Origin of the sequence: Microbulbifer agarilyticus, assembly GCF_020171345.1 — a bacterium.
In the GTDB taxonomy this organism is placed as follows: domain Bacteria; phylum Pseudomonadota; class Gammaproteobacteria; order Pseudomonadales; family Cellvibrionaceae; genus Microbulbifer; species Microbulbifer agarilyticus_D.
The window spans coordinates 200,579-221,416 of sequence record NZ_JAIUZM010000002.1 but is presented as its reverse complement, the minus strand read 5'-3'; the positions used below and the strand labels follow the sequence as shown (position 1 = coordinate 221,416).

The following is a 20,838-nucleotide window of genomic DNA, read 5'->3' as shown; positions in this document are numbered from 1 at the left end:
GACCCGCAGCTACCATTTCCAGCTATAGGCCAAATATGGACCATGCTGGTCAATATCGTAGGCAAAGCGCCCATCTGCGCGATATGTTGCGTAGTCGATACCATAGAACAGATAGCCAAATCGTAGCGCGTGACGGTCATTGAACGCGCGCTCCGCGCCCACGAGAACCCCCCACTGCAAATCATCGCCGCCAGCACCAAAACCACCAACATCCGCTCGTAACACCAGCGTCAGACAACTGGATACCTCTATGCCAGTACGAAAGCCCACTACTGGCTCCCACCAGGTTTCCGTGCCCCCAAGAGATTGCTGGATCCCCGGCCCAGGAAAAATATCGACTCTCAGATTTGTATCGATTTCCTGCTTCAGGTAGTTCCAGCGCGCACCGGCGGACAAGTCGATCGCCCATGGATACCTTGCCCCAACAGGCGACTCGAAAGCGCGGTACAAGCCCTGTAGAGACAACCAGCCCTGGCGCACATCAACGTCGACATTCAACGTGGCAGTTAAATCCAGATCCGGGTTCACTGCAGGTTTGAGCGTCGCCCCCTGATCCATGCTCAGGGATACGTAATAGAGGTCTGCGAGAATGCCGAACCGATCGCGCCGCGCTTCAAAACGCGTGGCAAACGCGATATCCAGGATATCCAACACATCTGAGAGGTCCAGATCTAGATCCGCCTCGGTACCGGCCACCGTTGAGGTTCCTTCGGTTGCTATCGGCAGAAAGAGATATGGGGTCAGCGAGTACTCCCACTCCTTTTCCTCGTCCTGCGCCAACGACGTAATCGGTATGGCGGCCAAAAACACGAGCGCAAGAGCCAGCCAACGCCCAAGTGGTCGGTGCTCACCGGAAATTTCTTGCTGAGCAGACAGTCGGAATTCCATTGCCGAGTCCATGAAAATACTTCCCTGTTAGTGCACGCCTGTGACACGCGCCCGTTAAATTATTACTCGGGCATCGGCGGCGGTGTGTACCCCTGCCATTTACCCGCCTCTACCTTTTCAGAAGGACTTTTTTCCTCGGTACGCGGCGCATTTTTGTAGGCTTCACTGACCGCCGGTGGCAGCACATATTCGTCCACCGTGGCCATGCGCACAGTGATGTCGTTCTTGGTGACATTGATAACCATTAGGTCACGCGCCAGGGCCAGCGGTCCGCTGTAGGTTGCACGCACACCATCCATAATGGCCGCGTTGTTCTCTGGTGACTGAACCGAGTGATACCCCACCGCAAGACGCGGTGTAATGGCAGACATAACCTTGCCAAACGCATCCGGTGATGTGTGGATTCTCGTGGCAACGTAGGTAGCCTGCTTTAGATCCCAACCAAAATACTTGGCCAGCTCGTCCGGTGGCAGGAAACACTCATGGGATGCGACATCGGCGTCTTTGGCATACCTGATGTACCAGTTGTTGGGGTAAGTATCTCCGCCAAAAACATACTTCAACCCGTTCCACTCAAGGCTGTAGCTTACCGAGCCATCGAGACTGTGTATCGCCGGCCAGGAACGCACCGTTACACCGTTTTTTTCATAGACAACGGCATTTTCCTGCATGTAATCAAATTCATGCACCACGATCTTTGCGCCCTTGTCGGGAAGCGCGCCTGTGCGTGTCGCCAAATCCCATGCATAACCTTTTTGCATGGCGTCTACAAACGCTTTTGAACCAAGCTCCGGCGTCGACCCACTGGGGCCATAGAAATGCATTGGCGTATACCGTCCTGATAGCCAACCGCCAATGTGCAACCCCATGAAGTCACCGACATGGTCAATATGCAAATGACTGGCAAATACCTTGTCTAGCCGGGAAAAATCTGGTCGCAACGAAAACAGGTTGGCCATGGATCCCGAGCCGATATCAAACAGGAAGCTGTCCCCATTTCCCAGCTCCACGAGATAAGAGATGGAAACTGCGGCACGTGTCTGATTGGGCATACCGGTACCCAGCGCGGTAATACGCATTTCATCTGCATTTAATAACTCGGTATTGGGGAAGTAGCTCGCGGGGTACGTATTTCCACGAACAGGTGAAGCGATGCGCCCCGGTGGCGTCGCCGGTGGGTCATCGCTTTTTAGTTGACCTCGTGCCTCTTGCGCGTGCGCATTGCTAATAAGCTCGGCGGTAATAGCCACCCAAAACGCGATAACTGAAATAGACAGCAGACATACACAGTACACCTGCTTCCAAGGTAATCGCCCGTCGGCCATAAGACCCTCTTCACATTCGACCATTGACTAACGTATCGCGCGCCGTCCGCGGAAACAGTCATACGAAAATCGTTCAGGGTGCCAAAGATTATCGGACACACTTTGCCCGACTATACCCCTAGGTCTAGTTGTAAAGAATTAGTTACGCAACCGCTGGCAAAGAAGAAGAGACAAAAATGAAATGCCGAGGGAAGATAAACACGGCGACAAAAGAGAGAAAGAAAGGAAACGAAAGAAAAGAAGAAAAAGGCAGCTCCAGCTAATGGTACCGCCAGCAATATTGCCGACGGTACCAAACCATCACTGGAGGCGATCAGGCGCCTTCAGGACGCATATGCGGGAACAGCAATACGTCGCGAATGGACGGTGAATCGGTCAGCAACATCACCAGTCGGTCGATACCGATACCTTCGCCGGCGGTGGGCGGCAGGCCGTACTCCAGCGCGCGGATGTAGTCGGCGTCGAAATGCATGGCTTCGTCATCACCGGCTTCCTTCTCGGCCACCTGGGCCTTGAAACGCTCTGCCTGATCTTCCGCGTCATTCAGCTCGGAGAAGCCATTGGCGATCTCTCGGCCACCGACGAAGAATTCGAAACGATCGGTAACGAAGGGGTTCTCGTCATTGCGACGGGCCAGCGGAGAAACTTCCGTCGGGTACTCGGTAATAAAGGTCGGCTGGTCGAGGCGGTGCTCGACGGTTTTTTCGAAGATTTCGATCTGAATCTTGCCGAGACCCCAGATACCCTTGAGCGGAATCTCCAGACCTTCTGCAACCTTTTTCGCGCTGTCGATATTGTCGATATCGGACGCTTTCAGCTCCGGGTTGTACTTCAGGATGGAGTCGAACACGCTGATACGGTCGAACGGCTTGGCGAAGTCGTAGCTGCTGCCCTGGTAGTTCACGGTGGTGCGGCCCAGTACGTCGGTGCAGATGCCGCGAATCATGGCTTCGGTCAGGTCCATCAGGTCGTTGTAGTCCGCATACGCCTGGTAGAACTCGAGCATGGTGAACTCGGGGTTGTGGCGCGTGGACAGGCCTTCGTTACGGAAGTTACGGTTGATCTCGTAAACCCGCTCGAAGCCGCCGACGACCAAGCGCTTGAGGTACAATTCCGGCGCAATACGCAGGTACATGTCGATATCCAACGCATTGTGGTGCGTGACAAACGGACGCGCGGTAGCGCCGCCGGGAATCACCTGCAGCATCGGCGTTTCCACTTCCATAAACTGGTTGTTGTTCAGGAAGCTGCGAATATAGCTGATGACCTCGGAGCGAATGCGGAAAACGTCGCGGGATTCTGGGGTGGCAATCAGGTCGACATAGCGCTGGCGGTAGCGCATTTCCTGGTCGGCAATACCGTGGAATTTTTCCGGCAGCGGGCGCAGTGCTTTGGTCAGCAGGCTGTAGTCTTCGCAGTTTACGTAGAGGTCGCCTTTGCCGGATTTGTGCAGGGTGCCTTTTACGCCAACGATGTCGCCGATATCCCAGGTACCCCAGCGCTCTTTGATATCTTTCTGTGCGGTTTTATCCGCGTACAGCTGGATGCGATCGGAGACGTCCTGAATCACCATGAAAGGGCCGCGCTTGGCGAGGATACGACCCGCGACGCAGGCGGTATTGCCTTCGGCTTCCAGCTCTTCCTTGGTTTTCTCACCAAACTCTTTCTGCAGGTCGGCGGCGAGGTCTTCGCGGCGAAAGCTGTTCGGGAAGGCATTGCCCTTCTCACGCATGGCACTCAGTTTGGCGCGGCGCTCGGCGATCAGTTTGTTTTCGTCTTGCGGAGTTGGTGTGTTGCTCATGATCTATCACATGTCTTTTGGGTGTGTTTCGGACTTCGTAGCTCTCAAAAGTTCTAATCAAAGTCCGTGGCGGCAAAGCACTGGGGGTTCGGTTTCGAAACCGCTGTGAATACGTCCCTGTACGCTGCGTCGGCAACATCCCTGTTGCCGACGCTTTCGAAACCGAACCCCCAGCACTCCGCCTTCAATTTGAAGTATTTAACTTCGTAAGCAAATTGCGCTTTGGGGCTTAGGTTTACAGCCCTGCTTTCAAGCTCGCCTCAATAAACTGGTCCAGGTCCCCGTCCAGCACTGCCTGGCAGTTACTGGTCTGAACACTGGTGCGCAAATCCTTGATGCGCTGGTCGTCCAGTACGTAGGAGCGGATCTGGCTGCCCCAGCCGATGTCAGATTTGCTCTCTTCCATCGCCTGCTTTTCGGCGTTGCGCTTTTGCATCTCCTGCTCATAGAGCTTGGCGCGCAGCATCTTCCATGCTTTGTCGCGGTTCTGGTGCTGGGAGCGCTCACTCTGACAGGCCACAACAATGCCGGACTCGATGTGGGTCAAACGCACGGCAGAGTCGGTTTTGTTCACGTGCTGACCACCGGCACCAGAAGCGCGATAGGTGTCTTCGCGCACCTGGGACTTGTCCACTTCGATCTCGATGTTGTCGTCGATCTCGGGAGAGACGAAAACAGAGGTAAACGAGGTGTGACGGCGGTTGCCGGAATCGAACGGAGACTTACGCACCAGACGGTGTACACCGGTTTCAGTGCGCAGCCAGCCGAACGCGTATTCGCCCTGGAAGTGGATGGTGGCACTCTTGATGCCCGCAACTTCGCCAGCGGAGGCTTCTTCCAGGGTGGTTTTGAAGCCGTGGGCTTCGCCCCAGCGCAGGTACATGCGCAGCAGCATCTCGGCCCAGTCCTGGGCTTCGGTACCACCGGAGCCGGCCTGGATATCCAGATAGGCGTTGTTGGGGTCGGTCTCGCCGGAGAACATGCGACGGAACTCGAGGGTTTCCAACTGCTGCTGGAGGTTGCCAAGTTCGCTGGAGACTTCCTCGACGGAGTCTTCGTCGTCTTCTTCCACGGCCATTTCGAGGAGTTCGCGGCAGTCACTGATGCCGCTATCGAGGTCGTCGATGGTTTTCACCACGGCTTCCAGGGAGGAGCGTTCACGCCCCAGTTCCTGGGCGCGGTCGGGTTCGTCCCAGACACTGGGCTCGGCCAGTTCCAGTTCGACCTCGGTCAGGCGTTCTTTCTTGCCAGCGTAGTCAAAGATACCCCCTAAGAACGTCGGTGCGCTCTTCGAGGTCTTTCATCTGGTTTAGAAGCGGATTGATTTCCATAGATGCGTCGGCTTCTGTCGGTTAAATTCGGGCGCGCATTCTACCTCAGGACGGCCGCAGACATAAGGGGCAGCAGAGCGCCAGCCCCGGAAACACTCACTTTCCGCCGGCAAGCTGGTCGAGAATACGGCAATTGGGGGAGTCATCGCCGGGGCAGGAGTCCGCCAGTTCGGAAAGGGTCACGCGCATGGCGCGCAAGCTTTGCAGCTGCCGCTCCAGTTGGGCGAGTTTTTCCGCAACCAACGCCTTGGCATCGTGGCTGCGGCGGGCGGGGTTGCGGTACAGGCTCAGCAGCTCACGCACCTCTTCGATGGCAAACCCACAGGCGCGAGCGCGCTGAATAAACTGCAGTGTGGCCACGTCGGCAGCGGCATAGTCTCGATAGCCATTCTCACCACGGACCGGGGCAAGCAGCCCGATAGATTCGTAATAACGCAATGCCTTTGGCGTCAGTCCCGCTTGCCGGGCAGCCTGTGAAATATTCATCTCCCCTCCCTCTCATTCGCAATAGGCCACCACCTTGCGCCCTCCCCCTGGGGAAAGGTCAAGACACGGGCTGCCCCGGGGAGATATGGACCTCCGCATCAACGAGAGGCAGCCCCTCCCGGAGTCTCCTGCGGACAGTCACCCAACTGGTACTGGCCAGGCTTGGCCGGGTCAAATCCGAGTTCAAGAGCGGCATCGAGAAACCCTGCGGGGATTTTGTGTATCAGTACATCGCCGGTGGCACCACCACAGACAGCCGGATACATGCGATCGGTGCGGGTAGCGCAGCGGCTCTCCTGAACTTTGATACCGTTTTCCACCAATTGCGCGGAACTTGCCTGCAGGCTGCGGCCGCCGCCTTCGCACTGGCGATTACCGCGAGCTTGCATCACCCACAGATTGGCATCGGTCGAGGTTTGCGCGCCGGCGGCAGCTGGAGGCTCCGCCGCGGCAGGCGCCTGTTTCTCTTCCTTGGGTGGCGCCGCGTCATTCGGCTTGTCGGCCGCAATTTTATCACGGGAGGTATCACAGCCCGCCACCGCGACGGCAATCGAGGCGGCAACCACCATTCGAATCAGTCTCTGATACATGTTTGCTCTCCTTTGCTCTGCCCACTCACGCTATATTCGACGCAGTTGAGTCGGGGGTTTCCTTACTGGTTTACGTTCAGCTTAGCGCGAGCCACCCCCCTACGCCCATCATCAGGGTACCCGCGATGCGATTCATCAATTTGACGCTTTCGGCGCGCTGCAGCAGGCGACTCAAGCTATAACCACCGCTGGCATAGATCAACATGCACGCAAACTCCATCAGCAGGATCAAACTGAGCAACACCACCATCTGCGGCAGCACGGGCTGGCTCTGGCTGATAAATGGCGGAAGCAGCGCGACAAAGAATGCCCACCCTTTGGGATTGGCGACCGCGGTGACAAAGCCCTGGGACACCAGTGACTGCGCCGGAATGGCCATCGACATTTGGCCCGGCGATTCCACCAACGCCATTTGCCCTTGCGACCGCCACATCTGCACACCCAGATAGGCGAGGTACGCGGCGCCACAATATTTAAATAACTGGAACGCCTGCGGGTATTGCAACATAAACGCGGCAATCCCCACTACGGTGGCAACAGCCACCAGGGCAACCCCGGCCAGCTCTCCCAGCATCATCCACAAAGTACGCCGGACACCCAGCGCCATACCCATGGTGAGTGCCAGCGTCATGCACATGCCCGGCGTAATCGAGACAAAGAAAAACGTGGGGATGAATACCGCCAACACAGACAAATCAATCACTCAGCAAAACCTCCAATGCCGACCTCAAATACCGAATAGCCGCTCCAAAACGCTCACCAAACTTCAATGGAGCGTTAATGGTGCGTTCCGTTGTGATTGCCATAGTGACTGACAAACATACCCGCCAGCATCAGGCCACAACCCACCAGCTCTTTCGCACTGAGCATTTCATTCAAAAACAGCCAGCCCGCGGCCACCGCGAACACCGACTCCAGACTCATAATGACAGTGGCGTGGGATGGCGCCGCATTGCGCTGCCCCAACAACTGGAAAGTAAACGCGATCGCGGTGGAGAAGATCATCATGTACGCGATCGGCCAGGCCGCATCCCAGGCCGCCTGCAGGGTGGGCTGCTCGATAAGTAAGGATGCAATTGCCGATAACACGCCGCATACCAGAAACTGAATCGCCGCCAAACGCAGGGCATCGTAGCGATGCACCAGATAGTCCGCAGACAGCACCTGAATCGCAAACACAAAGGCGCTAGCAAACACCATCAGGTCGCCAATCAGCTGGGTCTCTTCACTGAAATCCGCGAGCCAGTAGAGACCAATTAGCGCCAGGGCAACACCACCCCAGGTCCAGCGATTGGTCTTGTGCCCAAGGGACAGCCCGATTATCGGTACCAAAAGTAAGTAAAAACCAGAAATGAAACCCGCCCGGCCTGCAGTCGTATAAATCAAACTCGCCTGCTGCAAGGCCGCACCAAGAAAAAGCCAGAAACCGAGCACCGCGCCGCCCGGCAAGCAATCACGCCACGAGCGGGCAATCGATGCAGCCCCCTCCTCCATAGGTTTCGAATTCCTGCGCCCCCCCAACCAGTAGACGATGGGAATCAGCAACAAGCCACCCAAAAGAAAACGCCACGCATTGAACGCCAGTGGCTCGATATGTGCCATGGCTATTTTCTGGGGTACAAAGGCAATACCCCAGAACAGCGCCGCCAATAGCAGCAATAACTCCGCTTTCGCCTGTTTTTGTTTCATACAACAACTTCCAAAATAAAAAACGCGCCTACCAACCAACCATCAAACCGGCTGGATATGACTGACCATCAATTGCAAGGACTGACGACCGCGAAATTCATTGATGTCGAGTTTGAACGCCAAATGGACACGTTCAGCCTGGGAGGGCCACATATCCGTATCCACGTTAAAAGCGATGGCATCCAGTGCTTTTTGCGGCGCATCTACCGGTGCGACCACCATCTTGAGGTGGCGCTCTCCCACAATGCGCTGCTGCAACAGCAAAAATTCACCGTCAAATTCCGGTTCCGGAAAGCCCTGCCCCCAGGGTGCGCAGCTGCGCAGGAGCCCCGCGGTTTCCATGGTGAATTCAGCCTCGTGAAGTGCACCGTCGGTTTCAATCACCGCCTGTAGCTGCGACTCCTGGATACGATTGCGCACTGCAGCTTCGAACGCCTCCTTGAATGCCGGAAGGTTTTCCAGCGGAAGGCTGAGGCCCGCGGCCATGGCGTGGCCACCAAACTTGCTGATCAAATCCGGATGCGCTGCGGCAACATCGCTCAGGGCATCGCGGATATGCAGCCCGGGTATCGAGCGTGCAGATCCCTTCACCAGATCGTTGTCGCCATCAGCAAAGGCGATCACCGGACGGTGAAATTTTTCCTTGATGCGACTGGCGAGAATACCGACCACGCCCTGATGCCAGGCACTGTCGTAAAGGCACAAACTCCAGGGCAGTCCATCCTCCGCCAGCTGCAGCTGGTCGAGGGCCGCCATGGCCTCCCGCTGCATGCCCGCCTCAATCGCTTTGCGATCGCGGTTCAGGCCGTCCAGCTCCACCGCCAGTTCCCGGGCTTCCTCCGGGTCCTCAGTGAGCAGGCAGCGAATGCCGGTACCGATGTCGTCCAAACGACCGGCCGCGTTAATGCGCGGCCCCAGAATAAAACCGATATCGCCGGTAGAGAGTCGCTGAATATTGCGCCCGGCAACATCCATCAGTGCCTGGATACCGGGGCGGCAACGGCCCGCGCGAATCCGCGCGATCCCCTGGTGCACGAGAATGCGATTGTTGTGATCCAGCGGCACCAAATCCGCCACCGTACCCAGCGCAACTAGGTCGAGATACTCCGCCATATTCGGCGCAGCAATGCCGGTCTCCTCAAACCAGCCAGCGGCTTGCAGGGCGCTCTTTACCCGGCTCAGAAGGTAAAAAATGACCCCGACACCGGCCAGGTTTTTACTGGGGAAATCGCAATCGGGCTGATTGGGATTGACGATGGCGTCCGCCCTGGGCAACTCCTGCCCGGGCAGATGGTGGTCGGTAACGATCACCTTGAGACCCGCTGCGCGCGCGGTCTCGACACCATCGATACTGCTGATGCCGTTGTCCACGGTAATCAGAAGATCCGGGTTGTACTCCCGGGCCACTTCGACGATTTCCGGGGTCAGGCCGTAGCCAAACTCAAACCGGTTCGGCACAAGGAAATCCACCGGGCCCGCGCCAAGCGCGCCCAGCGCCAGCACCGCGAGCGTACTACTGGTGGCACCGTCCGCGTCAAAGTCACCAATGATCAGAATCTTCTGCTGGCTCCGTATGACCTCGGACAGCAACGCTACCGCGGCTTCCATACCGCGCATATTCGCCGGGCTGTGCAGGCGGGCAAGCTGATGCTCCAGCGCATCTTCACTGTGGACACCGCGTCCCAACAGCACACGCTGGAGAATATCAGGGGTAGAAGACGTAAAACGGCCAGAGGAAAAATCCACTGGCCGTCGTCGAATAATCGCGTTCATCGCTTCCGGTCGCTCAGGTTCCTGGAGGGCCGGAATCACCCCGGCAAGCTCCCCATTCTACCCGGACACGGGCACCGCTCAAGCGGGGGTTAACCGAGTGCGTGAGAGATGAAATCGTGTACCGCAGAAAGTTCGTTTGGCAGGATTTGTAACCGCTCCTCCCGCTCCATCAGATCCGCCATATGGTGCGGCAATGGCACCTTGGTACCCGGCAGTGCCTTGTCGACCGCCTCACTGAACTTGGCCGGGTGCGCAGTGGCCAGGCAAACCATTGGCTCCGCCTGCGATTTTCGCGCCTTGCGCGCCGCTTCCACGCCAATGGCGGTATGCGGATCGAGCAGGTACTCGGTGGATTCAAACACCTCGCGGATCACCTCAACCGTACGCTGGTCACCCACGCGCTCGGACGCAAACAGGGTGCGCGCCCTCTCCAGAACACTTTCATCCAGCTTGAGCGGTGCACTGCGATCCGCCAGCAGGCGGGCTACCGCCGCACCATCGCGGCCATGCAGGTCAAACAACAAGCGCTCGAAGTTGCTGGAAACCATAATGTCCATGCTCGGGGACAGGCTGTGCACCAGCGGCTGCGGCGAGTGATCGTTGGCGCTGATACAACGGTGCAGGATGTCGTTGGCATTGGTGGCGATCACCAGCTGGTTGATCGGCAGCCCCATGCCGCGCGCCAGGTAACCGGCAAAAATATCGCCAAAGTTACCGGTGGGCACAGAGAAGTTGACCGCACGGTGCGGCCCGCCAAGGCTCAGCGCCGCGTGAAAGTAGTAGACGATCTGGGCCATGATCCGCGCCCAGTTAATGGAGTTGACTGCTACCAGGCGGCGCCCGTCCGGCAGGAACGACTGGTCCGCGAAGCTCGCCTTCACCATGTTCTGGCAATCGTCAAAATTACCTTCGAGGGCGATATTGAATACATTGTCCGACAGCACCGAGGTCATCTGCTTGCGCTGCACCTCCGACACACGGTTGTGCGGGTGCATGATGAAAATATCGATGTTTTCGCAGTGACGGCAGCCCTCAATGGCCGCAGAACCGGTATCACCGGACGTCGCTCCGAGCACCACGACCTTTTCACCGCGTTTTTTCAGCAGCAAATCAAACAGCTGGCCGAGGAACTGCAGGGCAAAATCCTTGAATGCCAGGGTCGGCCCCTGAAACAGCTCCATCACCCATTCGTTGTGACCGGTCTGAACCAGCGGGGCAATGGCGGAGTGACGGAAGCTGCTGTAGGCGCGCCCAATCACGCCGCGCATTTCCTCTTCACTCAGATCCTCGGAAACAAACGGCCACATAATGCGGAAGGCCAGCTCCTCATAGCTGAGGCCGGCCATTTCCGCGATTTCCTCGCGGGTGAAGGTGGGCAATTTTTCCGGAACATACAGACCGCCATCACTGGCAAGACCAGTCAGAACGGTATCGGCAAAACTCAAGGACGGCGCACGGCCACGGGTACTGATAAATTTCACGGTAATTCGATTTGGCGTAATAGCTTAATGAATAAAGCGCCGACGAACGGGAGGCCCCTCGCCGGCGTTTGAGTTGTCGCGGCAGGTGGTTAGCCTAGAGGTTCGACGCGAATCCGCACCACAGGCCCCTGAATCGTATCCAGCGCCTCGATCTGGCTTACCGCCTCCTGCAGCTGGGCCTCACGTGCGCGACTGGTCAGCAGTACCACCGGCACCAGCTCCTCGCCCTCCGCAGGCTCGTGCTGGATCAGCGCTTCAATACTGATGCCCTGCTCGCTACAGATGGTTGCCACCTTGGACATCACACCCGGCTTGTCGAAAGCGGAAATACGCATGTAGTAGCTGGTTTCCGCATCGTCCATCGACAGGACTTCATCCAGGTCACCCTGGCTTTCCTGGGTTACCCCGGCAAGCGGTACGCGCTGGTCCGGGCGCACATTCAGGGTACGCGCTACGTCCACGATATCGGCAATCACTGCAGAGGCCGTCGCCTCGGCACCGGCACCGGCACCGTAATACAACGTAGGACCAACAGCGTCGCCGTTGACCAGCACCGCATTCATCACCCCGTTTACATTGGCAATCAGGCGACGCTCGGGAATAAGGGTTGGATGCACGCGCAGCTCCACACCTTCAGCGGTGCGACGGGCAATACCGAGATGCTTGATGCGGTAACCCAACTCGTCTGCGTACTGAATATCTTCTTTGGCGACACCGCTGATTCCCTCGGTGAATACCTTGTCGAAGGCCAGCGGCATTCCAAAGGCGAGCGACGCCATGATCACCAGCTTGTGCGCCGCGTCGACACCTTCCACGTCGAAGGTGGGGTCAGCCTCGGCGTAACCCAGCGCCTGCGCCTGGGACAAAGCCTCTTCAAAGCTGCGCCCTTTCTCACGCATTTCGGTCAGGATGTAGTTGCCGGTGCCATTGATAATGCCCGCCAACCACTCGATGCGGTTGCCGGCCAGGCCTTCGCGCAGGGATTTGATAATGGGGATACCGCCTGCCACTGCAGCTTCGTAAGCGATGGTCACGCCCTTGGCGGCGGCCGCAGCAAATAACTCATTGCCATGTTCCGCAATCAGCGCCTTGTTTGCGGTCACCACGTGCTTGCCGTTGGCAATCGCGGTCAATACCAGCTCGCGCGCCACGGTAGTACCGCCGATCAGCTCCACCAGGACATCCACGTCTGGATTGTTGGCGACATCAAAAATTTCGCGGGAGACATTGATATTGCTGGTATCGCAATCCGGATTATCCCGGCGGGCACCAACCTGCACGATCTCGACCGGACGGCCACAGCGTGCAGCGATTTCCGCGCTGTTGCGCGTCATAACATTGACTGTCCCGCCACCCACGGTGCCGAGACCGCAGATACCAATTTTCACTGCGGCAGGCGCAGGGGCATCCGAGGCGGATTCACGACCCGCAAATGTAGAGTTTTCTGAGACCTTGGTGGCTTCGTCGGCGAATGCGCTCACAACTTCCCTCCGCGCATGACTACTACTAACTACTAACTAGCTGGTACACAGCGCAATAACTGGCGTAAAAATCGAAAAAAGGCCGACAACCTTACTGAGATATGGGGGAAAATGTCAATTAAATTGCGCCAGCCGATCACTAAAAGAGCAAGCCGACTAAGCATTAGCCGTCACGTGCCGCCAGACAGGAAAACCAGAAACTAAAAAGGGCCAGCAAAAGCCAGCCCTTCTCGCGCTCTGAGGCAAACACCTCAAAGACTTCTACCGGAAAGCGATCCTAGCGGATCAGATACCCAGCGCTTTTGCCAGAGTTTCCGGGGGCACATAGCCCGGCACTACAGTGCCGTCTTCCATCACGATGGTCGGGGTTCCCCGCACATCGATGGCCTCATTGCCCAGCTTGTATTGAGCGGCCACCGGATTGTCGTTGCACACCTTGAGCGGCACATTCTTACGGTTTTTCAGATCGGTAAGCGTCTTGTTGGGGTCATCCGCACACCAAGCCGTGGCCACTTTGCGATAGCCCACGGAGTTGAGCCCAGCGCGAGGGAACGCCAGGTAGCGCACCTCGATACCACGGCGGTTCAGTTCGGGCACGTCGTCGTGCAGCTTGCGGCAGTAGCCACAATCGACATCCGTAAACACATAGACATGAGCCTTGGTCTCACCTTTGGGCGAAAACACGATCATTTCGCTCAGGTCCTGCTCGCCCATCACCTTGGCGCGATTCTTACCGCGACGCTGCTCCGAGATGTTAACCACCCGCTGAGGCGTCACCTCAAACAGGTCACCAGCAATAAAGTGACCGCCATCCTTGGATACAAACAAGACATTGCCGCCATTGACCTCCACCTCATAGAGCCCCGGCATTGCACTCTCGCGTACCTCGCCGAAATTGGCGCCCGGATTACCCGCCGTCAACTTGGCTTTAATCTGCTTCGCCACGGCGTCATCAACAGCAGTGGCAGACTGCGCCAGCAACAGTGCGGCGGTGGCAGCCAATGCGGCGAGAGGCTTCAGTGGCTTGGCTAGAAAATTCATGATGGAGCTACTCCGGTGTTATTCGTCACGGTTAACCCGCGCCAGATCTTTACTCTGACCATCCCGACGGGGGCAGGTTCCAGCCCAGTATGGCATCCAACCGATCAAACGTTATCGCTTTTATGGGCGTTTGACGCGTTTTACTACACAATCACCGCAAACGCCAATGCCGGGCGCACAACCCTAAATCGAAGGCAAAATAACAGGCATAAAAAAACCGGAGCCAGGCTCCGGTTTTTTCGAACAAGAAAAACTTACTTGGCCAGTTTTTCTTTGATTCGAGCAGCTTTACCAGTCAGGTTGCGCAGGTAGTACAGCTTAGCCTGACGAACGTCACCGCGACGCTTCACAGAAATGCTGTCAACCAGCGGGCTGTGGGTCTGGAAGGTACGCTCAACGCCAACGCCGTGAGAAATTTTACGCACGGTGAAGGAAGAGTTCAGGCCGCGGTTACGCTTGCCGATCACAACACCTTCAAAGGCCTGCAGACGCTCACGGTTACCTTCTTTTACTTTCACCTGAACAACGATGGTGTCGCCCGGTGCAAAAGCTGGCAGTTCGGATTTCAGCTGTTCTTGTTCCAGCTGCTGAATGATCTTGTTGGTCATTTGGAGTTCTCCAAAAGGGTTTTGTGTAGCCTCTCGGCTAGATCGCCGAATTACTCTCGCCTCACGGCGAATCCGACATTAATCCTGTTCATCCGGTGCAGATTCCTGGAGAAACTCCTCCAGCAATTGCGCCTGCTCCGGAGACAGCGCCAACGCTTCGAGCAAGTCTGGGCGGCGCTGCTGCGTCCGACCCAGCGCCTGCTTAAGGCGCCAGCGGCGAATCTTTTCATGGTTACCGGAGAGCAATACTTCCGGTACCGACCTGCCCGCAAATTCTTCCGGGCGGGTATAGTGCGGGCAATCCAACAGGCCCTGCGCGAAAGAGTCTTCCACCGCAGACAGATTGTGCCCCAGCGCACCTGGAATCAGCCGCGTAACCGCATCCACCATTACCATGGCTGCCAGTTCGCCGCCGCTCAGTACGTAATCACCGATCGACCACTCTTCATCGATCAGGGACTCGACGATGCGCTCATCAATCCCCTCGTAGCGACCGGCCAATAAAACCAGATTGCCCGATTGAGAGAGCTGCTCCACGCCCTGCTGATCCAGCTGTCGCCCCTGCGGGGACAGATAGATAGACCTGGCGGGCCCAGTCTCTTCAGCCCAACGACGCGCCTCGCCCAAAGCCTGGGATAAAGGCTCGGCCAGCATCACCATGCCCGGACCACCGCCGTAGGGGCGATCGTCCACAGTGCGATGCCGATCACTGGTGAAATCCCGCGGATTCCAGCAGCGCACTTCCAACAGACCGTCTTTAACTGCCCGACCGGTAATACCATAGTCAGTCAGTGCTGCGAACATCTCCGGGAAGATGCTCACTAGCGCTACGCGCTTGGCCGCCATCAGAACTCAGGATCCCAGTTGACGGTAATCACGCCGGCCTTAAGGTCGACCTCGGTGATGAACTCGCCGGGAATGTACGGAATCAGGCGCTCTCGCCCGTCGTCACCCCCGCGCACCACCATCACATCATTGGCGCCCGTTTCCATCAGCCGGGCAACTTCACCGAAGCGAGTTTCCTGGCCTTCAAACGTACTTACCACCTGCAGCCCCTGTAATTGGTGCCAGTAGTATTCACCGTCATCCAGTTGTGGCATTTCGCCACCGACGACTGAGATATCTCTCTGACAAAACTGCGCGGCGATATCCCGATCATCCACACCCTTGATGTGAATAATCAGCCCCTTACCGTGACGCTTGCCAGCATCAATCTCCAGAGGCTGCCACTGGGGAACTCCCTTAGCGGGATTAGCGGCAGGATTCTGCAGCCACCAGCGAGAGTACTGCAGTATGTTTTCCATTGGCTCAGTATAGGAATGCACCTTTACCCAGCCACGGACTCCGTAAACCGAGGTGATGCGCCCTACTGTGACCAATTCTTCGCTATTTACCGAATGCTCAGCCACTGGCACACCCCGGAATACAGATGATCAGGGATCAAAGAATCAGGCAGATTCTTTCAGCAGCTTGCTGACGCGGTCAGACAGCTGGGCGCCTTGGCCTACCCAGAACTCAACGCGATCACGGTCGACGCGCAGACGCTCTTCCTGGCCACGAGCAACCGGGTTGAAGAAGCCAACACGCTCGATGAAACGACCGTCGCGAGATTTGCGGCTGTCGGTCACAGTCAGGTGATAAAACGGGCGCTTCTTCGCACCGCCACGAGCCAAACGAATGGTTACCATGTAGCTATCCTGTAGTTTCAACACTAACCGGTCAGAAAAGTTGACCGGAACATCCCGCCTCTCGGCGGTAATATCAGATACCGCCGGGGCGGAAATCTGCTTTTAAATCAATGTTCAACGAGTCGGAGCCCGCTGAAAGGCGGCGTATTCTAATGTACGCAACCGGGTTTGTATAGCGGCGAATCCGCTGCCAGTGCCAACTATCTTGTGACACCCACATCCGATCACTTTTTCTTGAACCCTGGGGGCAGACCGCCCGGCAGACCACCCATACCGCCAGGCATTCCACCGCCACCCATGCCGCCCATACCGGGCAGGCCACCCAGGCCGCGCATCATCTTGCCCATACCGCCGCCTTTGAGCTTCTTCATCATCTTGCCCATCTGCTTATGCTGCTTGAGCAGGCGGTTCAGGTCCTGGATCTGGGTACCGGATCCCGCGGTAATGCGGCGCTTGCGCGAGCCGCTCAAAATATCCGGGTTGCGGCGCTCTTCCGGTGTCATGGAGCTGATAAGCGCATCCATACGACCGAACTCCTTACCCATATCTGCCTGCTGCGCAGCCTGTGCGAGACCGCCCATCCCCGGCATCTTGTCCATCAGCGCACCCAGGCCACCCATGCTCTGCATCTGCTGCAATTGGTCGCGCAGATCTTCCAGATCGAAGCCCTTGCCCTTCTGCACCTTCTTGACCAGCTTCTCGGCTTTCGCCTTGTCGATGGTCTGCTCGGCCTGCTCGATCAAGGACAGGATGTCGCCCATACCCAGAATCCGCGAAGCGATACGATCCGGGTGGAAGGTTTCCAGCGCGTCGGTTTTCTCACCGACACCGATGAATTTGATCGGCTTACCAGTCACGTGGCGCACAGACAGCGCCGCACCACCGCGGGCGTCACCATCCGCTTTGGTCAGAATCACACCGGTCAGAGGCAGCGCGTCGTTGAAGGCGCTCGCCGTGTTCACCGCGTCCTGACCGATCATGGCATCGATTACGAACAGGGTTTCCGCCGGATCCAGGAAGTCATGCAGCTCGCGAATCTCGCCCATCAACTCTTCGTCGACGTGCAGGCGACCGGCGGTATCCACGATCAACACATCGGCAAACTGCTTGCGCGCGGCGTCCATCGCCTGACGAGCGATATCAACAGGCTTTTGTTCTGGCTGCGAGGGCTGGAAGATCGCACCCACTTCACCGGCCAGGGTTTCCAACTGCTTGATGGCCGCGGGGCGGTACACGTCCGCACTCACCACCATCACCTTTTTCTTTTCCCGCTCCTGCAGGTATTTGGCGAGCTTGGCAACACTGGTGGTTTTACCAGCACCCTGCAGACCCGCCATCAGGATCACCGCCGGTGGCTGCACGGCGAGGTTTAGCGGGGTCGCCGCCTCACCCATCACCTTGACCAGCTCATCCTGTACGATTTTGACGAACTGCTGCCCAGGGTTCAGCGCCTTGCTGACCTTCTGACCGACGGCTGCGGTCCGCACCTGCTGTACGAATGCCTTAACCACCGGCAACGCCACATCCGCCTCCAACAGCGCCTTGCGCACCTCGCGCAGCGTGTCACGGATATTGTCATCCGTTAGACGGGCTTTACCTGTGACTTTCTTCAGTGCCGACGATAATCGGTCGCTCAGGTTATCGAACATATCACCTTCTCAAATCGTATACGCCTCGGTACCGCGCGCCTTCTTATCCATGCCTCAGAACACGTCGGAGGCGCGCAACAGGGTACCGGAACCCCAAAAACGCGGCAGTATAGCCCAGCCGGGCTTTCCAGCACAGGCGCGCTGTGACACACTGCCCGCCCAGACAAATAAAGAAACAGCAAAACGGACACACCCCAATGGCGGCATTCGCCCACTGGATGGCAATAGCACTTTATATCGCCACTACAGGTGTAGCGGCTGCCACCCTGTATCGACAACCGCAAAACACCAAACAGCCGCTATTACTGGGGCTGTTTGCAGGGGCTCTGGTCGCCCACGGACTCTCTCTCAGCCACACCCTGTTGGCCAGCGACGGCTTTCGCTTCGACCTGTTGGCAGTAATGTCCTTGATTACCTGGACGGTGGGACTGCTGCTGCTCCTGCTGTCACTCCGTCACAAGTTGACCCTGCTGATTCTGGTGATCGCGCCACTCGCGGCCCTGGCACTGATAGGCGCCCAGCACGCCTGGAGCGGACCGACGCCCCGTGCGGAAATTTCCCCCGGGATCGCCGCCCACGCGTTTTTCTCGATTGCCGCCTATTCGCTGCTGACCCTGGCGACACTACAGGCCATCTACCTCTACTGGCTCAACCAGCAGCTGCACAACCACCGCCCCGGCGGCATCAGCCGTTTTTTGCCGCCACTGCAAACCATGGAGAGCCTGCTGTTTGGCCTGATCGCTTTCGGCCAGCTGCTGCTTACCGCGGCACTGATTACCGGTGCATTGTTTGTCGACGATCTATTCGGGCAGCAACTGGTCCACAAAACTACCCTGTCCATCTTCGCCTGGATTCTGTATAGCATCCTGCTCTGGGGGCACTGGAAAAAGGGCTGGCGCGGCAACACCGCTGTGCGCTGGACCCTGTCGGCATTTGCCGTATTGATGCTGGCCTTTTTTGGCAGCAAGTTGGCGCTAGAAGTGTTTCTTCCGCAGCAGTAATCCACCCCCGATGTACACCACCTGGGCCCGCACAGTTGCGGGCTCAGTCGTTCTGATTCAATATCGGCCTATTCCAATAGAAAGAGCTCTCCCTTGAACGACCTGCCGCCCGGCCTACTCTTTGCCCTGATAGGCCTGCTGATCATTATTTCCGCGTTTTTCTCCAGCTCCGAAACCAGCATGATGGCGCTCAATCGCTATCGCCTGCGGCATCAGGCCAGAACCGGTCACCGCGGCGCCAAACGCGCCATGGAGCTTCTCGCTCGCCCGGATAAGCTGATCGGCGTAATCCTGATCGGCAACAATATCGTCAACATTCTGGCGTCCGTCATTGCCGGAGCGGTATTTACCCGACTCTACGGCGAAGCCGGAGTCTGGTACGCCACCGCCGCACTCACCCTCGTGGTGCTCATTTTTGCGGAAGTCACCCCTAAAACCATCGCCGCACTGCACCCGGAGAAAATCGCCTTTCCCGCCAGCGTCATACTGCGCCCTCTTCTTTGGCTACTCACCCCACTGGTACGGCTCGTCGGCAGTGTCTCCAACGGCTTGGCCCGCCTGGTCGGCGTGGAAGCGGGGAAAGAGTCCGAGGCGGAGCACCTGGCGCCTGAAGAGCTGCGCTCGGTGGTGTTTGAATCCGGCGCACTGCTGCCGACCAAGCACAAAGGTATGCTGCTCAACGTACTGGATCTGGATCAGGCGACCGTCGAGGACATCATGATCCCTCGCAACGAGGTCAAGGGGGTGGACCTGGACGACAGCGCCCAGGAAATCCTGCAGCAACTGGCCGAGAGCAGCTTTACCCGCCTGCCGGTTTACCGTGGCGACATCAACAAGATCGTCGGTATTCTGCACCTGCGCCGCGCCGCGCAGCTACTCCGTGACGGCCCGGAGAAACTGACCGCAGAAAGCCTCAAAACCCATCTGATCGAACCCTACTTTGTACCCGAGGCCACCCCGCTGCCCACCCTGCTGATGAACTTCCAGCAGCGCAAGCATCGTATGGGCCTGGTGGTTGACGAGTACGGTGAGGTCATGGGTATCGTGACCCTGGAAGACCTGCTGGAAGAAATTGTCGGCGACTTCACCGCCAGCCCGGTACCCAGTGATGACGAGGAAATCGTCGAACAGGGCGATGGCTGGTACCTGGTGGACGGCGGCACATCCATTCGCGAGATCAACCGCACCCTGCACTGGGAACTGCCGACCGACGGTCCCAAGACATTCAACGGCTTGATCATGGAGCACCTGGAAAGTATCCCGGAAGGCAATATCAGCCTTTATATTCAGGAGTACCTGATTGAGATCGTCGAAGTTTCCGACAAGATGATTACCAGCGCACGGGTCAAGAAAGAGCGCTAGATCAGCTCCAGCTGGCGCTTAACCGGTGCGAAGCTTTTTCTGTGCACGGGGGTCGCCCCCAGGCGCGCCAGTGCTTCCATATGCGCCTTGGTGGGGTACCCCTTGTGCCCCGCAAGCCCGTACCCAGGATAGACGCGATCCAGCTCTACCATTTCACGGTCGCGGGTCACCTTGGCGAGAATCGATGCCGCGGCGATGGCGGCAACCCGGTCATCGCCTTTTACTACGGTGTCACACTGGTAGTGCCATTGCGGCTTGCGATTCCCGTCCACCAGTACAAACTCAGGCTGCACTGACAACTGCTCCACCGCGCGCTTCATCGCCAGCAGACTCGCATGCAGGATATTGAGCTGGTCGATTTCTTCGACCGTGGCGCGGGCGATGGCAAAGCTCATGGCTTTCTGCTGAATTTCTTCGAACAACCCCTCGCGCTTCTTTTCGCTCAACTTCTTTGAGTCCGCAAGCCCTTCAATAGGATTTAAGGGGTCAAGAATCACCGCCGCCGCAACAACATCACCGGCGAGCGGCCCACGCCCAACTTCATCCACGCCAGCCAACAAAGTACCGGTGTAGGGGCAGACATACGGAGGTAATGGGGTCTTGGGCATAACGAAAAACGGATCGGATAAGATAGAGAGGTAAAG

The 20,838-nt window shown here is 57.5% G+C and carries 20 protein-coding genes; 2 read left to right on the top strand and 18 right to left on the bottom strand.

The window, feature by feature from the left end; translation table 11 throughout:
• Nucleotides 1-9: 9 nt before the first annotated feature.
• The 17 genes from LCM31_RS08175 to ffh all read right to left on the bottom strand — a co-directional run bounded on the left by LCM31_RS08175 (nt 10) and on the right by ffh (nt 17,831).
• Entirely contained in the window at nt 10-900 is an 891-nt protein-coding gene (locus LCM31_RS08175; protein ID WP_224869022.1) for an outer membrane protein, read from the bottom strand.
• Nucleotides 901-950: 50 nt separating this feature from the next.
• Nucleotides 951-2,213: a guanitoxin biosynthesis MBL fold metallo-hydrolase GntH gene (gene gntH / locus LCM31_RS08170; protein WP_224869020.1), complete on the bottom strand. Its 1,263-nt coding sequence runs from the start codon at nt 2,211-2,213 to the stop codon at nt 951-953.
• Nucleotides 2,214-2,526: 313 nt separating this feature from the next.
• Nucleotides 2,527-4,014 (bottom strand): lysine--tRNA ligase, encoded by a 1,488-nt coding sequence (gene lysS, locus LCM31_RS08165; protein ID WP_224869018.1) that lies wholly within the window; start codon nt 4,012-4,014, stop codon nt 2,527-2,529.
• A gap of 235 nt (nt 4,015-4,249) precedes the next feature.
• Nucleotides 4,250-5,345, bottom strand: a protein-coding gene (gene prfB, locus LCM31_RS08160; protein ID WP_100169375.1) for a peptide chain release factor 2 whose coding sequence is annotated in 2 segments (ribosomal slippage) — nt 4,250-5,272 and nt 5,274-5,345 — 1,095 coding nt in all. Because the reading frame shifts where the segments join, the coding sequence is not laid out codon by codon here.
• Between the two features lie 96 nt (nt 5,346-5,441).
• Complete coding sequence (cueR, locus tag LCM31_RS08155) at nt 5,442-5,831, bottom strand: Cu(I)-responsive transcriptional regulator (protein WP_224869016.1); 390 nt, start codon at nt 5,829-5,831, stop codon at nt 5,442-5,444.
• A 98-nt stretch (nt 5,832-5,929) separates the two neighbouring features.
• Complete coding sequence (locus tag LCM31_RS08150) at nt 5,930-6,421, bottom strand: hypothetical protein (protein WP_224869013.1); 492 nt, start codon at nt 6,419-6,421, stop codon at nt 5,930-5,932.
• Between the two features lie 76 nt (nt 6,422-6,497).
• Nucleotides 6,498-7,124 carry a LysE family translocator gene (locus LCM31_RS08145; RefSeq protein ID WP_224869011.1) on the bottom strand — a complete coding sequence of 209 codons (627 nt, stop codon included), beginning with the start codon at nt 7,122-7,124 and terminating at the stop codon, nt 6,498-6,500.
• A 74-nt stretch (nt 7,125-7,198) separates the two neighbouring features.
• On the bottom strand, nt 7,199-8,110 hold the full coding sequence (locus LCM31_RS08140; RefSeq protein WP_224869010.1) for a DMT family transporter: 912 nt from the start codon (nt 8,108-8,110) through the stop codon (nt 7,199-7,201).
• A gap of 42 nt (nt 8,111-8,152) precedes the next feature.
• On the bottom strand, nt 8,153-9,883 hold the full coding sequence (gene recJ / locus LCM31_RS08135) for a single-stranded-DNA-specific exonuclease RecJ (protein ID WP_224869842.1): 1,731 nt from the start codon (nt 9,881-9,883) through the stop codon (nt 8,153-8,155).
• An 89-nt stretch (nt 9,884-9,972) separates the two neighbouring features.
• Nucleotides 9,973-11,364, bottom strand: a complete 1,392-nt coding sequence (gene thrC, locus LCM31_RS08130) for a threonine synthase (RefSeq protein ID WP_224869008.1) — start codon at nt 11,362-11,364, stop codon at nt 9,973-9,975.
• An 89-nt stretch (nt 11,365-11,453) separates the two neighbouring features.
• On the bottom strand, nt 11,454-12,698 hold the full coding sequence (locus LCM31_RS08125) for a homoserine dehydrogenase (RefSeq protein ID WP_404804368.1): 1,245 nt from the start codon (nt 12,696-12,698) through the stop codon (nt 11,454-11,456).
• 432 nt (nt 12,699-13,130) lie between these two features.
• Nucleotides 13,131-13,886 carry a DsbC family protein gene (locus LCM31_RS08120; protein ID WP_224869007.1) on the bottom strand — a complete coding sequence of 252 codons (756 nt, stop codon included), beginning with the start codon at nt 13,884-13,886 and terminating at the stop codon, nt 13,131-13,133.
• Between the two features lie 254 nt (nt 13,887-14,140).
• Nucleotides 14,141-14,494 (bottom strand): 50S ribosomal protein L19, encoded by a 354-nt coding sequence (gene rplS, locus LCM31_RS08115; RefSeq protein ID WP_077404581.1) that lies wholly within the window; start codon nt 14,492-14,494, stop codon nt 14,141-14,143.
• Between the two features lie 78 nt (nt 14,495-14,572).
• Nucleotides 14,573-15,340 carry a tRNA (guanosine(37)-N1)-methyltransferase TrmD gene (trmD, locus tag LCM31_RS08110; RefSeq protein ID WP_222229038.1) on the bottom strand — a complete coding sequence of 256 codons (768 nt, stop codon included), beginning with the start codon at nt 15,338-15,340 and terminating at the stop codon, nt 14,573-14,575.
• Complete coding sequence (gene rimM, locus LCM31_RS08105) at nt 15,340-15,903, bottom strand: ribosome maturation factor RimM (RefSeq protein WP_224869006.1); 564 nt, start codon at nt 15,901-15,903, stop codon at nt 15,340-15,342. The genes trmD and rimM overlap by 1 nt, the downstream gene beginning before the upstream one ends.
• A gap of 39 nt (nt 15,904-15,942) precedes the next feature.
• The gene (gene rpsP, locus LCM31_RS08100) at nt 15,943-16,182 is read right to left on the bottom strand and encodes a 30S ribosomal protein S16 (protein WP_010132940.1); all 240 of its coding nucleotides are present in this window, start codon (nt 16,180-16,182) and stop codon (nt 15,943-15,945) included.
• 224 nt (nt 16,183-16,406) lie between these two features.
• Nucleotides 16,407-17,831, bottom strand: a complete 1,425-nt coding sequence (ffh, locus tag LCM31_RS08095) for a signal recognition particle protein (protein WP_224869005.1) — start codon at nt 17,829-17,831, stop codon at nt 16,407-16,409.
• A gap of 197 nt (nt 17,832-18,028) precedes the next feature.
• On the opposite strand from ffh, the gene LCM31_RS08090 reads away from it, so the two are divergent.
• Together LCM31_RS08090 and LCM31_RS08085 are read left to right on the top strand one after the other, a co-directional pair.
• Nucleotides 18,029-18,832, top strand: a complete 804-nt coding sequence (locus tag LCM31_RS08090; protein ID WP_222229045.1) for a cytochrome C assembly family protein — start codon at nt 18,029-18,031, stop codon at nt 18,830-18,832.
• Between the two features lie 93 nt (nt 18,833-18,925).
• The gene (locus tag LCM31_RS08085; protein ID WP_224869004.1) at nt 18,926-20,194 is read left to right on the top strand and encodes an HlyC/CorC family transporter; all 1,269 of its coding nucleotides are present in this window, start codon (nt 18,926-18,928) and stop codon (nt 20,192-20,194) included.
• Here LCM31_RS08085 and rnhB read toward each other — a convergent pair.
• Entirely contained in the window at nt 20,191-20,802 is a 612-nt protein-coding gene (gene rnhB / locus LCM31_RS08080) for a ribonuclease HII (protein ID WP_224869003.1), read from the bottom strand. The two genes, LCM31_RS08085 and rnhB, sit on opposite strands and share 4 nt — an antisense overlap.
• Nucleotides 20,803-20,838: the final 36 nt, after the last annotated feature.

Coding starts and splice junctions, on each gene's coding strand:
- LCM31_RS08140 (WP_224869010.1), bottom strand. CDS start 8,110: ATGAAACAAAAACAGGCGAAAGCGGAGTTATTGCTGCTATTGGCGGCG.
- LCM31_RS08090 (WP_222229045.1), top strand. CDS start 18,029: ATGGCGGCATTCGCCCACTGGATGGCAATAGCACTTTATATCGCCACT.
- gntH (WP_224869020.1), bottom strand. CDS start 2,213: ATGGCCGACGGGCGATTACCTTGGAAGCAGGTGTACTGTGTATGTCTG.
- LCM31_RS08175 (WP_224869022.1), bottom strand. CDS start 900: ATGGACTCGGCAATGGAATTCCGACTGTCTGCTCAGCAAGAAATTTCC.
- rnhB (WP_224869003.1), bottom strand. CDS start 20,802: ATGCCCAAGACCCCATTACCTCCGTATGTCTGCCCCTACACCGGTACT.
- ffh (WP_224869005.1), bottom strand. CDS start 17,831: ATGTTCGATAACCTGAGCGACCGATTATCGTCGGCACTGAAGAAAGTC.
- LCM31_RS08125 (WP_404804368.1), bottom strand. CDS start 12,698: ATGACGCGCAACAGCGCGGAAATCGCTGCACGCTGTGGCCGTCCGGTC.
- recJ (WP_224869842.1), bottom strand. CDS start 9,883: ATGAACGCGATTATTCGACGACGGCCAGTGGATTTTTCCTCTGGCCGT.
- cueR (WP_224869016.1), bottom strand. CDS start 5,831: ATGAATATTTCACAGGCTGCCCGGCAAGCGGGACTGACGCCAAAGGCA.
- LCM31_RS08150 (WP_224869013.1), bottom strand. CDS start 6,421: ATGTATCAGAGACTGATTCGAATGGTGGTTGCCGCCTCGATTGCCGTC.
- lysS (WP_224869018.1), bottom strand. CDS start 4,014: ATGAGCAACACACCAACTCCGCAAGACGAAAACAAACTGATCGCCGAG.
- trmD (WP_222229038.1), bottom strand. CDS start 15,340: ATGGCGGCCAAGCGCGTAGCGCTAGTGAGCATCTTCCCGGAGATGTTC.
- rplS (WP_077404581.1), bottom strand. CDS start 14,494: ATGACCAACAAGATCATTCAGCAGCTGGAACAAGAACAGCTGAAATCC.
- rpsP (WP_010132940.1), bottom strand. CDS start 16,182: ATGGTAACCATTCGTTTGGCTCGTGGCGGTGCGAAGAAGCGCCCGTTT.
- LCM31_RS08120 (WP_224869007.1), bottom strand. CDS start 13,886: ATGAATTTTCTAGCCAAGCCACTGAAGCCTCTCGCCGCATTGGCTGCC.